The sequence below is a fragment of the Parabacteroides goldsteinii genome, assembly GCF_020091425.1.
Taxonomy (GTDB): Bacteria; Bacteroidota; Bacteroidia; order Bacteroidales; family Tannerellaceae; genus Parabacteroides; species Parabacteroides goldsteinii.
The window spans coordinates 6532807-6548478 of sequence record NZ_CP081906.1 but is presented as its reverse complement, the minus strand read 5'-3'; the positions used below and the strand labels follow the sequence as shown (position 1 = coordinate 6548478).

Below are 15672 nucleotides of genomic sequence, written 5' to 3'. Positions count from 1 at the left end.
TAACGGTATCTCTTTTTTTTATCTTATTTCTCGCGAATAAATACATTAATCGGTGTCCCTGTGAAATCCCAGTTCTCCCGGATCTTATTTTCCAGGAAGCGTTTGTAAGGATCTTTGATCCACTGCGGCAGGTTGGCAAAGAAAACGAAGGAAGGAACAGAGCCTGCGGGCAGCTGGGTGATGTATTTGATCTTGATATACTTTCCTTTCCATGCAGGAGGCGGATAGTTCTCGATGATCGGCAACATGATCTCGTTCAGCTTGGCTGTCGGGATGCGTTTCTTACGGTTGTCGTATACTTCTTTGGCTGTTTCGAGCACTTTCAGGATACGCTGCTTGGTCAATGCCGAAATGAACAGGATAGGGAAATCTGTAAACGGCGCCAGACGTTCGCGGATCGCATTCGTATAGCTGTCGATCACCTTCTGGCCTTTATCTTCTACCAAATCCCATTTGTTCACACAAACGACCAGCCCCTTCTTATTCTTCTGCACCAAAGAGAAAATATTCAAATCCTGGCTTTCGATACCGCGGGTAGCATCTACCATCAGTACACAGACATCGGAATTCTCAATTGCACGAATCGAACGGATCACCGAATAATATTCCAGGTCTTCGTTCACCTTTCCCTTCTTACGGATACCGGCTGTATCCACCAGATAGAAATTCAGGCCGAATTTATTGTATTTGGTATAGATAGAATCGCGGGTAGTTCCGGCAATATCCGTTACGATATGACGGTCTTCACCGATAAACGCATTGATCAAAGACGATTTTCCGGCATTCGGACGACCGATAACGGCAATACGGGGCAACTCTTCTTCCAATTCTTCATTTTTTTCTTCCGGAAGGATCTCGATGATCTTATCCAGCAAGTCGCCGGAATTGGAACCGTTGATAGCCGACACACAGAAAGGATCGCCCAAACCGAACGAATAGAATTCGGCAGCCTCGGCATGCATCTCAAAGTTATCCGCTTTGTTTGCCACCACGATAACCGGCTTTTTATTACGGCGCAGTATCTTGGCCACTTCGATGTCCAGGTCCGTGATACCATTCAATACATCCACCACAAACAAGATCACGTCTGCTTCATCCAAAGCGACCTGTACCTGCTTATTTATCTCTTCTTCGAAAACATCATCCGAATTAATTACCCATCCGCCGGTGTCGACCAGCGAAAACTCTTTACCGGTCCAGTCCACTTTACCGTACTGACGGTCGCGGGTAGTCCCTGCTTCCTCGTTCACGATGGCCTGACGCGATTGGGTCAGACGGTTGAACAGGGTGGACTTTCCTACGTTGGGCCTACCAACAATTGCTACAATATTTCCCATAAATTTCTTTTCTGTGCGCTGTTTTTAATCCAGCTGATAACCAAAATTCTTCAACAGGTTATCCCGGTTACGCCAGTCTTTTTCAACCTTGACGAACATTTCCAGGAATACCTTCTTCTCAAAGAAGCGTTCAATATCCTTACGGGCCATAGCACCGACTTTCTTCAGTGCCTGTCCCTTATGCCCGATGATAATCCCTTTCTGGGAATCCCGTTCCACAATAATGAGCGCCTTGATGTGAATCATTTCTTCTTCTTCCTTAAACAGCTCAACAACGACTTCCACCGCATACGGTATCTCCTTCTGATAATACAGGAGTATCTTCTCGCGAATAATCTCCGTAACGAAGAAGCGGGCCGGCTTATCGGTAAGCGCGTCTTTTTCAAAATAAGGGGGAGACTCGGGCATCAAATCCTCCACCCTATGCTTCACATAATCAATATTAAAGTTCGAAAGTGCGGAAATCGGAATGATCTCAGCCTTCGGAAGAACCTCTTTCCAATGGGCTACCATCTTTTCCAGTTCGGCCTGGTTGCTCGTATCGATCTTGTTGATCAGCAGCAGGACCGGACATTCCACCGATTGGACCCGTTGGAGGAATTCTTCATTTTTATCGATTGTCTCAACGACATCGGTCACATAGAGTAACACGTCGGCATCACCTAATGCCGACTCCGAAAAATTCAGCATAGACTCCTGCAACTTGTAATTCGGATGCAGGACTCCCGGCGTGTCTGAATACACGATCTGCATATCGTCGGTATTCACAATCCCCATGATACGATGACGGGTAGTCTGCGCTTTCGACGTGATGATGGAGATACGTTCCCCCACCAGACGGTTCATCAGCGTGGACTTCCCCACATTAGGATTACCGACAATATTAACAAAGCCGGACTTATGCTTGTTTTCCATTATAACCCCATTTAAGATAAATTGCACCCCAGGTAAAGCCTGCACCGAATGCTGCCAGAATCAGGTTATCCCCTTTCTTCAGCTTGTCTTCCCACTCCCAAAGGCAGATAGGAATAGTACCGGCACTGGTATTACCATATTTCTGGATATTGATCATTACCTTCTCCATATCCACACCCAAACGTTTAGCCGTCGCATCGATAATACGCAGATTGGCCTGGTGAGGCACGATCCATGTAATATCGTCGTGGGTCAGTTTATTTCGTTCCGCTATTTCGGCAGCCACATCGGCCATATACGAAACAGCATACTTAAAGACATATTTGCCATCCTGCAAAACAAAATGTTCCCGTTTATCCACAGTCTCATGACTGGAAGGATAAGCCGAACCACCAGACTTCATAATCAGATGAGAATAGCCTACACCGTCAGTACGTAGAATCGTGTCGAGAACGCCGACTTCTTCCGTAGTCGGTTCCAGTAAAACCGCACCGCAGGCATCCCCGAACAGAGGACAGGTAGAACGATCCTGATAATCGGTAATCGAGGTCATCTTATCACCGGCAACAACAATCACTTTCTTATAGCGTCCCGAACGAATATAATTCGCACCTGTTTCCAACCCATATAAGAATCCGGCACAAGCTCCCTGCAAATCGAAAGTCATTGCATTCTTACAGCCGGTATGATAGGCGATGATTGAAGACATGGTTGGAAAGTGATGGTCTGCCGTTGTTGTAGCTGACAGAATCACTTCGATCTCTTCCGGATTTACTTGTGTTTTTTCGAGTAACTGCTTCACAGCACGTATACCCATGTAAGAGGTACCAACCCCTTCACCTTTCAAAATTCTGCGTTCTTTGATGCCAACACGTGTCATGATCCATTCGTCAGTCGTATCGACCAATTTGGAGATGTCCTCATTTGTCAACACGTCTTCCGGAACGTATCCGCCTACACCTGTTATAACCGCATTTAATTTATCCATACTTAAAAAAATAAAGAGACTCTATATCCCAATTAAAAAATTAGCCCTAAAAATATTTTTAGGGCTATTTCTTTCGTTTATCAGACTCAATATGATCGTGACAAACTTACACAGCTGCTTCTTTTACGATAGCTAATTTACCTCTGTAGTAGCCGCATTCGCCGCATACAGTGTGATAAATATGCCATGCGCCGCAGTTCGGGCAAATAGCCATTGTTGGAGCGACAGCCTTGTCATGAGTTCTTCTCTTGGCTGTTCTTGTCTTACCTTGTCTTCTTTTAGGATGTGCCATGTTTTAATTTATTTAATTGTTATCATTCTCTATTAAACCTTTCAGGGCATCCCAGCGAGGATCAGAATTACCGCTTACGTCATCATCCATGGATATATCTTCCACTTCGTCTTCTTCGTAATCATCATCTCCGTCATCTGTACTTTTAGCAGTGTGCTTCTTCAGCTTCGTCGACATCGCTTTATTACATTTTCCCGGAGCATGTACATGCTTCATCGGTACTGCCAATGCAATAAACTCATAAAGGAACCATGCCAAATTAATCGCACCTTCCTCTTCTGGTATTACTACCACCTCGTCGCTCTCTTCGGCATATTCTTTACCGAATTTCACTACCAAGCGATTATGTGTATCAACCGGAATCTCCATATCGTCCAGACATCTGTCGCACGGAACGATCGCTACACCTTCAATCTGAAAGTTCATTTCAAAAGCCACTGACGTACGCTTCACTGTCAGGTGAACCTTGACTTTGCCCTTCTGGACTTCGTCTCCGTCAATGTCCACAAAAAACTTGTTCTCCAGTAAATACTCGAATTCGTGCACTCCTGGAGCGAGATTTTTCAAATCTACGTTATATAATTTAAATTTTCCCAAAGCCTTTTAGTGTAAAAACCTTGCAAAGGTACGAAAAAACTAAACACAAATGCAATACCTATGCAGTTATTTTTTATTATTGAATTATTTAGCCTCTATATTTACGAAGCTCTATACGAAATGTCGTGCCTTTTCCGACCTCCGAGTTCTTTACGAATATCTTGCCGCCATGGTAGGACTCTATGATACGTTTGACCAGAGATAGCCCGAGTCCCCATCCGCGCTTCTTAGTCGTATAGCCGGGATTGAAGACAGTCTTATATTTTGATTTGGGAATCCCCTTTCCTGAATCCGTAATATCTATCCGCACAGTCTTGTCACGTTCTTCCACCTGGAACGTTATTTCACCCTGGCCTTCCATAGCATCCACAGCATTTTTTGTCAGGTTTTCAATAACCCAGGCAAACAGTGAATCATTCATTAAAACCAATACGGGATTATCCGGAAGATGAGTATATATCTTCACCTTGGCAGAAATGCGTGTTTCCATATAATTTAAGGCCGTACGAATCGAATTGCTGATATTTACCGGTGTCGGATCGGGATTTGATCCAATCTTCGAGAAACGTTCTGCAATCATCTCCAAACGCTTCACATCTTTTTCCATTTCACCCAGGAGGGACGGATCGATTTCTTTTGTACGAAGATATTCCACCCAGGCGATTAAGGAAGAGATAGGAGTTCCTAGCTGATGGGCTGTCTCCTTCGATAATCCGACCCATACTTTATTCTGTTCTGCCTTCTTCGTACTGGCAAGAGCCAGGAAGGCGATCAGAATAAATATGAAAACGACTGTCAACTGGGCATAAGGATAGATAAGCAGCCTTTTCAGGATAATAGAATCGTCGTAGTATAAATACTGAAAGGTTCCATCCTGCATATCGATCAGTATAGGAGGGTTCTTGCTTTTTAATTCCCGTACTTTATTTTTCAGAAACAGGTCTGAGTCCTTTTCCGGAAGGTCGATATTCTTCTCTGCAATTACACTATCCTTCTCATTACACCATAAAACAGGTATCGTGGTGTTACTCTCCAGAATCTTCAGAATAAGAGCCATATTTGAACCATTGGTTTCGGTAGCAATCATACGTTGCGCTTCCGCCCAGATCTCGACCTTCTGGCGTTCTTCCTGCGCTAAACTCTTTACAAGCTTATCAGAGACAAACACAGAAACGATCGCAATCAATGTGGCTATTAAAATGAAAAGATATTTCAGCCGTTGCCGGGAATCATATATACTGCTCATAATCTAAAATTCATACTCAATGTATATTAGAACGGAAAAGAAGATACATTATTATAAGAGAGATGTTAAATCAGGAAGAATAAAAACGAAAAGAAGCTATAAACGCAAAAAGGAGTCCACTCTATCGAATGAACTCCTTTTATCTAAAACGGCGGCTATCTACTCTCCCACTTTTACGCAGTACCATCGACGTGGTTGGGCTTAACTTCTCTGTTCGGAATGGGAAGAGGTGGATCCCCAACGCTATAACCACCTTAATACCTTTTAAGATGTTTGACCTGGACAACGCTACTCTTTCAGTAACCTTCGCTTTGTCAGTATCTCTACTAACCCTGCTGATATATCAATCCTTCCTTCCGGAAATAGAAAGTCTCGGGCTATTAGTACTACTCGGCTTCGACATTACTGCCCTTACACCTGTAGCCTATCAACGTCGTAGTCTACAACGACCCTCAGGGAGATCTTATCTTGAGGCTGGCTTCGTACTTAGATGCTTTCAGCACTTATCCAATCCAGACTTAGATACCCGGCGGTGCACCTGGCGGTACAACCGGTAAACCAGAGGTCTGTCCAACACGGTCCTCTCGTACTAGTGTCAGAGCCACTCAAATCTCCTACGCCCACGATAGATAGAGACCGAACTGTCTCACGACGTTCTGAACCCAGCTCGCGTGCCACTTTAATGGGCGAACAGCCCAACCCTTGGGACCTTCTCCAGCCCCAGGATGTGACGAGCCGACATCGAGGTGCCAAACCGCTCCGTCGATATGAGCTCTTGGGAGCGATCAGCCTGTTATCCCCGGAGTACCTTTTATCCTTTGAGCGATGGCCCTTCCATGCGGAACCACCGGATCACTATGCTCTAGTTTCCTACCTGATCGAGTTGTCTCTCTCCCAGTCAAGCACCCTTATGCCATTACACTCTACGACCGGTTACCAATCGGTCTGAGGGTACCTTTAGAAGCCTCCGTTACTCTTTTGGAGGCGACCACCCCAGTCAAACTACCCACCATACAGTGTCCTTGCTTTAGCAAGTTAGAACTCAAACAACCAAAGGGCCGTATTTCAACGGCGACTCCACCGACACTGGCGTGCCTGCTTCGCAGTCTCCGGCCTATCCTACACATTAGTTGCCCAAATTCAATGTAAAGCTATAGTAAAGGTTCACGGGGTCTTTTCGTCCCATCGCGGGTAATCGGCATCTTCACCGATACTACAATTTCACCGAGCTCACGGTTGAGACAGTGTCCAGATCATTACACCATTCGTGCAGGTCGGAACTTACCCGACAAGGAATTTCGCTACCTTAGGACCGTTATAGTTACGGCCGCCGTTTACTGGGGCTTCAATTCAAACCTTCTCTTGCGATGAGCTCTCCTCTTAACCTTCCAGCACCGGGCAGGTGTCAGGCTGTATACTTCATATTTCTATTTCGCACAGCCATGTGTTTTTGTTAAACAGTTGCCTGGACCTATTCTCTGCGCCCCGCCATCGCTGACAGGGACCCTTTATCCCGAAGTTACAGGGTCAATTTGCCTAGTTCCTTAACCGTGAATCACTCGAGCGCCTCAGTATTCTCAACCCAACTACGTGTGTCCGTTTACGGTACGGGTACTCTATAGATATGCTTAGCGGATTTTCTAGGGAACCTGTTTACATCCATATTGCCTTGTACAAGTACTCGGCATACTCTCAGGTTCGACTCTCACGGCGGATTTGCCTACCGCGATCAACGTCTACACCCTTTAACCAACTATTCCGTCAGTTGGCAGGACTGTCACTTCTCCGTCTCCACATCGCTCTATAAAGTAGTATGGGAATATTAAACCATTCTTCCATCGGAATCGCCGTTCGGCTTATCCTTAGGTCCCGACTTACCCTGATCCGATTAACGTTGATCAGGAAACCTTAGTCTTTCGGCGAGGAAGTTTCTCACTTCCTTTATCGTTACTTATACCTACATTTGCTTTTCCAGCTACTCCAGCAAGGGTTATCCCTCACCTTCAACGCCACTGGAATGCTCCCCTACCATCCATTACTGGATCCATAGCTTCGGTAAACAGTTTATGCCCGAGTATTATCCACGCCAAACTCCTCGACTAGTGAGCTGTTACGCACTCTTTAAATGAATGGCTGCTTCCAAGCCAACATCCTAGCTGTCTCTGCAGTCTGACTTCGTTAGTTCAACTTAACTGTTATTTGGGGACCTTAGCTGATGGTCTGGATTCTTCTCCTCTCGGACGCGGACCTTAGCACCCGCGCCCTCACTCCAGGGCAATATATAGTACGCATTCGGAGTTTATCTGGACTTGATAGGCGGTGAAGCCCTCGCATCCAATCAGTCGCTCTACCTCATACTATACTAACCCTAGGCTGCACCTAAATGCATTTCGGGGAGTACGAGCTATCTCCAAGTTTGATTAGCCTTTCACCCCTACCCACAGTTCATCCGAAAGCTTTTCAACGCTTACCGGTTCGGTCCTCCAGTTAGTGTTACCTAACCTTCAACCTGACCATGGGTAGATCACTTGGTTTCGCGTCTACTCCCTCCGACTAATTCGCCCTGTTCAGACTCGCTTTCGCTTCGGCTCCGTATCTGAAATACTTAACCTTGCCGGAGAAAGTAACTCGTAGGTTCATTATGCAAAAGGCACGCCGTCACAACTTACGTTGCTCCGACCGCTTGTAGGCAGACGGGTTCAGGGTCTATTTCACTCCTCTGTTCGAGGTTCTTTTCACCTTTCCCTCACGGTACTGGTTCGCTATCGGTCTCTCGGGAGTATTTAGCCTTACGGGATGGGCCCCGCTAATTCACACAGAATTTCTCGTGCTCCGCGCTACTCAGGATACCACTAGGCTTCGTTAGAAAGTCGTGTACGGGATTTTCACCCTCTACGATCACTTTTTCCAAAGTGTTCCACTTTCCTAAGTTCTTGCCACAACGTGGTCCTACAACCCCGGTATTGCCTAAACAATACCGGTTTGGGCTCTTCCGCGTTCGCTCGCCACTACTTGCGGAATCATTCTTATTTTCTCCTCCTATGGGTACTTAGATGTTTCAGTTCCCCACGTTCGCCTCCCATTACGGGATGACAGGCCTTCAACCTGCCGGGTTGCCCCATTCGGAAATCTGAGGATCAAAGATTATTTGCATCTCCCCCCAGCTTATCGCAGCTTATCACGTCCTTCGTCGCCTCCGAGAGCCAAGGCATCCACCGTCTGCCCTTGCTTACTTTCTTATTTCCGGTTACCACAGGGGTAAATTGGATTGATATATCTTCAGCTTGCTCTTGTTACTTTATTTTACGTTGTCCATCATGTCAAAGATCTTGTCGTTACTCTACGTTTCCTATGTCTCGGTAACTTTTTGTGGAGAATAACGGATTCGAACCGTTGACCCTCTGCGTGCAAGGCAGATGCTCTAGCCAGCTGAGCTAATCCCCCAAAATTCTCTCTCAGAGATTCTGTAGTCCCAGGCAGAGTTGAACTGCCGACCTCTACATTATCAGTGTAGCGCTCTAACCAACTGAGCTATAGGACTGTCAACTTTGCCTTGGTTTCCCTCAGCATCATTTTTCTCTCTTGCCGACACTTTATTGCCGGTAGATCTATATTTTATACATATTCAACCGTAGTACAAGTTAACTAATACCTTTTGTCAACTTGATAACGAACTCTTCGCTCCAGAAAGGAGGTGTTCCAGCCGCACCTTCCGGTACGGCTACCTTGTTACGACTTAGCCCCAGTCATCGGTTTTACCCTAGGCCGATCCTTGCGGTTACGGACTTTAGGTACCCCCAACTCCCATGGCTTGACGGGCGGTGTGTACAAGGCCCGGGAACGTATTCACCGCGCCATGGCTGATGCGCGATTACTAGCGAATCCAGCTTCACGAAGTCGGGTTGCAGACTTCGATCCGAACTGAGATGGGGTTTGGAGATTAGCATCCGCTCACACGGTAGCTGCCCTTTGTCCCCACCATTGTAACACGTGTGTCGCCCCGGATGTAAGGGCCGTGCTGATTTGACGTCATCCCCACCTTCCTCACAGCTTACGCTGGCAGTCTCACTAGAGTCCTCAGCATGACCTGTTAGTAACTAGTGATAAGGGTTGCGCTCGTTATGGCACTTAAGCCGACACCTCACGGCACGAGCTGACGACAACCATGCAGCACCTCGCAAACGGCTATTGCTAGAAGAAGTGTTTCCACTCCGGTCCGAATGCGTTCAAACCCGGGTAAGGTTCCTCGCGTATCATCGAATTAAACCACATGTTCCTCCGCTTGTGCGGGCCCCCGTCAATTCCTTTGAGTTTCACCGTTGCCGGCGTACTCCCCAGGTGGATTACTTAACGCTTTCGCTGTGCCGCTTACTGTGTATCGCAAACAGCTAGTAATCATCGTTTACTGCGTGGACTACCAGGGTATCTAATCCTGTTTGATCCCCACGCTTTCGTGCTTCAGTGTCAGTTATAGTTTAGTAAGCTGCCTTCGCAATCGGAGTTCTGCGTGATATCTATGCATTTCACCGCTACACCACGCATTCCGCCTACCTCAAATATACTCAAGTCAACCAGTTTCAACGGCAATTTTATGGTTGAGCCACAAACTTTCACCGCTGACTTAATTAACCACCTACGCACCCTTTAAACCCAATAAATCCGGATAACGCTCGCATCCTCCGTATTACCGCGGCTGCTGGCACGGAGTTAGCCGATGCTTATTCATATGGTACATACAAAAAGGAACACGTTCCTCACTTTATTCCCATATAAAAGAAGTTTACAAACCATAGATCCTTCATCCTTCACGCGACTTGGCTGGTTCAGGCTCTCGCCCATTGACCAATATTCCTCACTGCTGCCTCCCGTAGGAGTCTGGTCCGTGTCTCAGTACCAGTGTGGGGGACCTTCCTCTCAGAACCCCTATCCATCGTGGACTTGGTGAGCCGTTACCTCACCAACTATCTAATGGAACGCATGCCCATCTATCAGCGATAATTCTTTAACAAATATTTCCATGTGGAACCCCTGTTTTATGCGGTATTAGTCCGACTTTCGCCGGGTTATTCCCCTCTGATAGGTAGGTTGCATACGCGTTACTCACCCGTGCGCCGGTCGCCACCAATGTATTGCTACATCGTGCTGCCCCTCGACTTGCATGTGTTAAGCCTGTCGCTAGCGTTCATCCTGAGCCAGGATCAAACTCTTCGTTGTTTAAATTGTTATATCTCTATGCTCAGAATTCGTATTTATTTCAAGTTTTTGACGGTATTAATTTTTAATACTTGTACTACTTGTTGATATGTAAATCTTTCAAAGAACTTTCGCTTTCTTTTCGATTGCGGCTGCAAAGGTAAGGACTTTTTTTTAACTACCAAATTTTTTTAGAAGAAAATTTGAAAAGTTTTTTTTCAAGTCGCTGTGGCGGTTGGAATTTTGCTTAGAACCTCTAACCTCATCCCCATTCCTCAGGTTACCTCTTTCATCATGTTGGTGCGCCGTTCTCTCTCGAATGCGGGTGCAAAAGTAGTAGATTACTACATACGTTCCAAACTTTTTACCGATTATTTTTCATTTATTTTTTCACGGCAGACACTGTAATATAATGTACGCACAAAGAAGACTGAAAAAATATTCCTCACTTACCGGTACTACCCGCATCTTTCGATTCGACCATACGGTTACTTTAGGTTTTTGTCTACTTATTTCAGGACACGACTTCCCTTTCTTTTATTCGTTCAATATATATCGAATGAATAATACACTATTATCAAATGAATAAAGCATATATGTCTTCTTTGCGTTTGATATATATCAAACGAATCACTTATACTGTAACCGGGCTGAGTTATATACAAGTCTTAATGATTTTGAATCAGAAGTTTTTTATCTTAGCCAGCATAACCACAGGATTATCCTCTTCCCCTAAATGAGCTGCTATTTCTTTTAACTGACCTTTCAATTTACCTTTCCCTTCAATAAGTGACAAAGCATCCAAAGATACGGCGAAAGCAACCTCTTCGTTTAAAGCACATACCGACAAATCCTCCTCACGATTATCAAAGTCTGCATTATGAACTATAGAATGATAAATCTTTTTTTCCTGCCTGTCATATATTAAATCAACAGTTGGCATTTTGTCATTCTTTTCGAAATCGCATTCCTTTTTCACCGTTTGCATAAAATAATAACGATCCGTGAAGACTCCCGGAAAAAGAAAGACTTCCGGCGTCATTGTCTGTACAGAAGGAGTCCTGACCATAAACGGACGAAGATCTCCGTTCGGCCGATGGGCATAGATAGTATCGGCTGAAGGTTCACTCAAAATCCAATCGCCCTGATAAGAAGATATAAAACTATTACCGGGAACACTTGCGTAAATCCCATCCGCTGCACGCTTTACGATTACCGGAGAGATTCTCTTCCCGTATGGAAGCTCAATATCCGTCCAGCTTCCATCTTGTGTAGACAAAAGAAAGAACGTAGACGAAGAAGACTCGTTCTCATGCGAATAAACATTCTGAGAAAGAAAATGATTTTCATCATAATCGTACAAGTTCGTGACAAGTGCACCCTGTTTATAAGGGATTGTCCTTTTATAATTTCCATCCAAATCATATACCTGGATTTTACTTGAAGGACCGTCATTCACAAACATCTCATCCTCTTCTTTATTCAAATGAACATTAAAAGGCAATATATACTCTTCCGGACCTTGACCTCTACGATTAATCTTCTTCAATCCTTTGCCAGTCGACCGGTCAAATATCAAAATTTCTCCCTGACGAACATTCGTCAATACCAAGATATCTTTACCGACATCCGTGATCTTGCCTTTGACAACAAATTCATCCGTCGTCTCCAACGGAATATATTCCACATCCATAAAATCCTGCAAAACCAGTTCTTTCTTTGGATAATTTGCCGTAACATCTACTGTGACAAGACTGTCTGATTTATCAACTCCGCATCCCATTAATATGAATAGAATAGCTCCCAACATAAGATTTCTACTTTTCATGTTTTCAGTTATATTAGTTATTAAACATAGACTATTTTATTTGGATTCGTAAAAGTAGAAACCACCCCAAAGACCACCAAGGATTTGATGTCACAAAAATGTCACATTTTTAAGCATCTAATAAACAACATCATAGAGGGGATAAAAGCGTCAAAAGGTTTTGATGAACTTATCGAAATCCTGTGCGGATCCCTTCTCTTGAGTCAATTTTTCATACAAACGCTTACGTTTATTGGATATCGCCTGACTATTCACTGACAATAAAACAGCAATACGCCCTACCGGAATCTCCAATTTTACCAAATAACACACATTCAAATCCAACTCAGATATACGGGGATACAACATTCTTATCTTACCTGTAAAATCTTTATACAATATATGATCTATCATTTTAATGACCTCCGCCCATTGTACTTCATCCAGTTTTTTCCATTCTGCGTACACTCCCCGATATAATTCGGATATAAAAAACGGATGCGATGAATTTATCTTCTCCTGAACAGACGTTGTAAACCGGGAAGATTGTTCGGATAATTGGGCCACAACCGCTTCATACTGTTGTTCCAACTGCGCCATAACTGCATTTCGCTCTTCTAAATATTGCTGACTGTTCAAGTATTGCTGTTCCTTACGACGCAAAGACTGGTTAAGCTGCTCCTCCTTCTTTTTCCTTTCTTTCCACAGATAAAAAATGATACAGACGACGAACAGCAGACAGCCAACGCCCCCCAAAGAGAGTTTATACAACTTGCCTGTCTTACGATCCGACTCTTGCCGATAATATTCCTTTTTCTTTTCAATCTCACGATAGTCATACAGTCGTTGCAACCTGGCAAGGGTCTCCATTTTGGTCAGGTTATCAATCGAATCACGAAATACGTTATATTGCTCCTGATAAAAAGCATAAGTCGGCCAATTATGCCGGGACTTTTCGAATTGCGCCAAATATAGATAGAGATCTTTTAAGGTATACGGATCTGTACTTTGACGACAGAAAGACAGATAATGATATGCCGAATCTTTCTTTCCCATTCTTAAATAAAGACTCCCCAACGCCAGGCTGACTAAACAGGAATCTTCAACAGTCTCTGCCCGATCATAAGCCATATGAGCGCAAGACACCCCTTTTTCATAATCTCCCATCCGTGCATACGCACCAGTCAATTCATTAAACATACAAAATTTATGTACATCCGAAGTATACTTCAATGCTTTTGTATAATTAACGACCGCACTATCCAAACGATGCTCATTCAGATGAATCCGAGCCATATCCCTGAACACCAGTGATAAACGAACCATATCCCGGTTTTTCTCAAAATAGCTGACAGCTTTTTGCTGGAAATGCGAAGCCTGGCTATACAATTCCTGATAAGTATACAATGTACCTAAATTAGCGCATATACGTCCTAAGAACACGTATCTTTCCAATTCAATTCCTAATTTATAAGCTCTCAAATAGTAATCCTGTGCCTGAATTACATCGTTTAAATCTTGAAGAACAATTCCATAATAATAATATGCCTGCATCTTACGCTCGGGCAAATCATTCTTCTCATAATAACTCACTGCAATCTGTATCAAGGAATCTGAAGTATGTTTTATCTGCTTTCTATCTAGCACCGATGTATACAGCAGACACCAAAGAGCTTGTTGCTGCTCTGATAATTTTTCCACCTGTTGAATACTATCCAACAATATCAACGTCTTGTCCGGTTCTTTCTCAATAGATTTTTCCGCCACTCTCAACAAGGCAGTCACTTCACCTTTTTTGCTACCAAAAAACACAAAGCCGAGCAGAACCAATAGAAGGGAAAAATGTAGTATCCACTTATCCATAGGTATGATTTAAGGCATGCAAGATAAAACTTTATTTTCAGAAAGACAGTTACCCTCTTCGTGTATTTTTGCAGAATCTTTTAAATAACTTTTTTATCTTTGCAATTTATCATTATCATTAATTTAAACTTAATCTAAAATGGAATCAGTAGTGAAAAGAGTAACAGCCACAAGTTTATTGGCCTCTTGTGCAGTATCATTGGCCTTGTTTACCTCTTGTGCAGGTGTTGAGCAAAACACGCTTACTCCCGAAGAAGTCGCTGACGGATGGCAACTTCTTTTCGACGGAAAAACACTCAACGGGTGGAAAGACTATAACGGAACCACCCTGACACAACCCTGGCACGTAGTAGACGGATGTATCCAGGCAAAAGGTGACGGCAGCGATGCCAGCGGTTATATCGTTACCGACAAACAGTATGAAAATTTCGAATTGTCATGGGACTGGAAACTGTCTAAAGGCGGCAACAGCGGTATGCTTTATCATGTTGTTGAACGTCCGCAATTTGCCGTACCTTATGTAACAGGTCCTGAATATCAGTTGATCGACGAGCCTAACTTCCCGGAACCTCTGGAAGAATGGCAGAAACTAGGTGTCGATTATGCCATGCATTTGCCTGACAAATCCAAAATGAAGGTTAATCCACAAGGCGAATGGAACAATTCCAAGATTGTATTCGACAATGGCCATGTAGAACATTGGTTAAATGGACAAAAGATTGTGGAATTCGAAGCTTGGACAGACGATTGGTATGAAAAGAAAAACAGCGGAAAATGGGCAAACGCTCCTGAATACGGTTTAGCTAAAAAAGGTGTCCTCTGTTTACAGGATCATGGTTATCCAGCTTCTTTCCGTAACATAAAGATCAAAGAACTTCCCCGTAAGTCCAAAGAAGTCAACCTCTTCAACGGTGTTGACCTGAAAGGCTGGGAAGCATATGGTACAGAATTATGGTATGTAAAAGACGGTTTACTGATTTGCGAAAGCGGTCCGGACAAAAAATATGGTTATCTGGCAACACGTGATTACTATGATGATTTCGACCTGACAGTAGAATTCAAACAGGAAGCCGACGGTAACTCTGGCGTATTTATCCGTTCTTTCATTGAAGAAGACGTAAAAGTAAACGGATGGCAGGTTGAAGTTGCTCCTAAAGGACACGATACCGGCGGTATCTACGAATCATACGGACGCGGATGGTTGATCCAGATCCCGGATGAAAAAGAAACAATCCTGAAAGAAGGCGACTGGAACACCATGCGTATCAAAGTGCAGGGTGATAATGTACAGACCTGGTTGAATGGCGAAGAAATGGTTAACATCAATGATGAAAAAATCGGTGCCGGTCAGGGCCGCATCGCTTTACAGATCCACGACGGTGGTGGCATCAAAGTATTATGGCGTAACCTGAAACTGAAAACGTTATAATCAAC

General features: G+C 44.1%; 9 protein-coding genes, 2 tRNA genes and 3 rRNA genes. 1 reads left to right on the top strand and 13 read right to left on the bottom strand.

Going from position 1 to position 15672, the window contains the following annotated elements:
- Positions 1-23: 23 nt before the first annotated feature.
- The 13 genes from der to K6V26_RS26750 form a co-directional block, all read right to left on the bottom strand.
- Positions 24-1337: a ribosome biogenesis GTPase Der gene (gene der / locus K6V26_RS26810; protein WP_009859678.1), complete on the bottom strand. Its 1314-nt coding sequence runs from the start codon at positions 1335-1337 to the stop codon at positions 24-26.
- A 24-nt stretch (positions 1338-1361) separates the two neighbouring features.
- Positions 1362-2252, bottom strand: coding sequence for a GTPase Era (gene era, locus K6V26_RS26805; protein WP_009859679.1), 891 nt, complete (start codon positions 2250-2252; stop codon positions 1362-1364).
- Positions 2236-3240, bottom strand: a complete 1005-nt coding sequence (locus tag K6V26_RS26800; protein WP_010800622.1) for a beta-ketoacyl-ACP synthase III — start codon at positions 3238-3240, stop codon at positions 2236-2238. The genes era and K6V26_RS26800 overlap by 17 nt, the downstream gene beginning before the upstream one ends.
- A gap of 106 nt (positions 3241-3346) precedes the next feature.
- Positions 3347-3532 (bottom strand): 50S ribosomal protein L32, encoded by a 186-nt coding sequence (gene rpmF, locus K6V26_RS26795; RefSeq protein ID WP_009859681.1) that lies wholly within the window; start codon positions 3530-3532, stop codon positions 3347-3349.
- Positions 3533-3544: 12 nt separating this feature from the next.
- Positions 3545-4129 carry a YceD family protein gene (locus K6V26_RS26790; protein WP_009859682.1) on the bottom strand — a complete coding sequence of 195 codons (585 nt, stop codon included), beginning with the start codon at positions 4127-4129 and terminating at the stop codon, positions 3545-3547.
- A gap of 88 nt (positions 4130-4217) precedes the next feature.
- The gene (locus tag K6V26_RS26785) at positions 4218-5375 is read right to left on the bottom strand and encodes a sensor histidine kinase (protein ID WP_010800623.1); all 1158 of its coding nucleotides are present in this window, start codon (positions 5373-5375) and stop codon (positions 4218-4220) included.
- A gap of 146 nt (positions 5376-5521) precedes the next feature.
- A 5S ribosomal RNA gene (gene rrf, locus K6V26_RS26780) occupies positions 5522-5632 on the bottom strand.
- Between the two features lie 104 nt (positions 5633-5736).
- Positions 5737-8614 (bottom strand): 23S ribosomal RNA (locus tag K6V26_RS26775).
- Between the two features lie 131 nt (positions 8615-8745).
- Positions 8746-8819: transfer RNA gene (locus K6V26_RS26770), tRNA-Ala, on the bottom strand.
- A gap of 23 nt (positions 8820-8842) precedes the next feature.
- Positions 8843-8916 (bottom strand) — tRNA-Ile (locus K6V26_RS26765).
- 146 nt (positions 8917-9062) lie between these two features.
- Positions 9063-10589, bottom strand: a 16S ribosomal RNA gene (locus K6V26_RS26760).
- The 16S, 23S and 5S rRNA genes sit together here with 2 tRNA genes alongside, the layout of an rRNA operon.
- A gap of 661 nt (positions 10590-11250) precedes the next feature.
- A complete protein-coding gene (locus tag K6V26_RS26755; RefSeq protein ID WP_224264318.1) occupies positions 11251-12396 on the bottom strand; it encodes a 6-bladed beta-propeller in 1146 nt (381 codons plus the stop codon).
- A 150-nt stretch (positions 12397-12546) separates the two neighbouring features.
- On the bottom strand, positions 12547-14238 hold the full coding sequence (locus K6V26_RS26750) for a tetratricopeptide repeat protein (RefSeq protein ID WP_224264317.1): 1692 nt from the start codon (positions 14236-14238) through the stop codon (positions 12547-12549).
- A 139-nt stretch (positions 14239-14377) separates the two neighbouring features.
- On the opposite strand from K6V26_RS26750, the gene K6V26_RS26745 reads away from it, so the two are divergent.
- The gene (locus K6V26_RS26745) at positions 14378-15667 is read left to right on the top strand and encodes a 3-keto-disaccharide hydrolase (RefSeq protein ID WP_224264316.1); all 1290 of its coding nucleotides are present in this window, start codon (positions 14378-14380) and stop codon (positions 15665-15667) included.
- The last annotated feature ends 5 nt before the right edge of the window (positions 15668-15672 follow it).

Bases quoted from the DNA above. Each gene is read 5' to 3' on its own strand.
- K6V26_RS26800 (WP_010800622.1), bottom strand. From the start codon at position 3,240: ATGGATAAATTAAATGCGGTTATAACAGGTGTAGGCGGATACGTTCCG.
- K6V26_RS26755 (WP_224264318.1), bottom strand. From the start codon at position 12,396: ATGAAAAGTAGAAATCTTATGTTGGGAGCTATTCTATTCATATTAATG.
- K6V26_RS26745 (WP_224264316.1), top strand. From the start codon at position 14,378: ATGGAATCAGTAGTGAAAAGAGTAACAGCCACAAGTTTATTGGCCTCT.
- K6V26_RS26785 (WP_010800623.1), bottom strand. From the start codon at position 5,375: ATGAGCAGTATATATGATTCCCGGCAACGGCTGAAATATCTTTTCATT.
- era (WP_009859679.1), bottom strand. From the start codon at position 2,252: ATGGAAAACAAGCATAAGTCCGGCTTTGTTAATATTGTCGGTAATCCT.
- der (WP_009859678.1), bottom strand. From the start codon at position 1,337: ATGGGAAATATTGTAGCAATTGTTGGTAGGCCCAACGTAGGAAAGTCC.
- rpmF (WP_009859681.1), bottom strand. From the start codon at position 3,532: ATGGCACATCCTAAAAGAAGACAAGGTAAGACAAGAACAGCCAAGAGA.
- K6V26_RS26750 (WP_224264317.1), bottom strand. From the start codon at position 14,238: ATGGATAAGTGGATACTACATTTTTCCCTTCTATTGGTTCTGCTCGGC.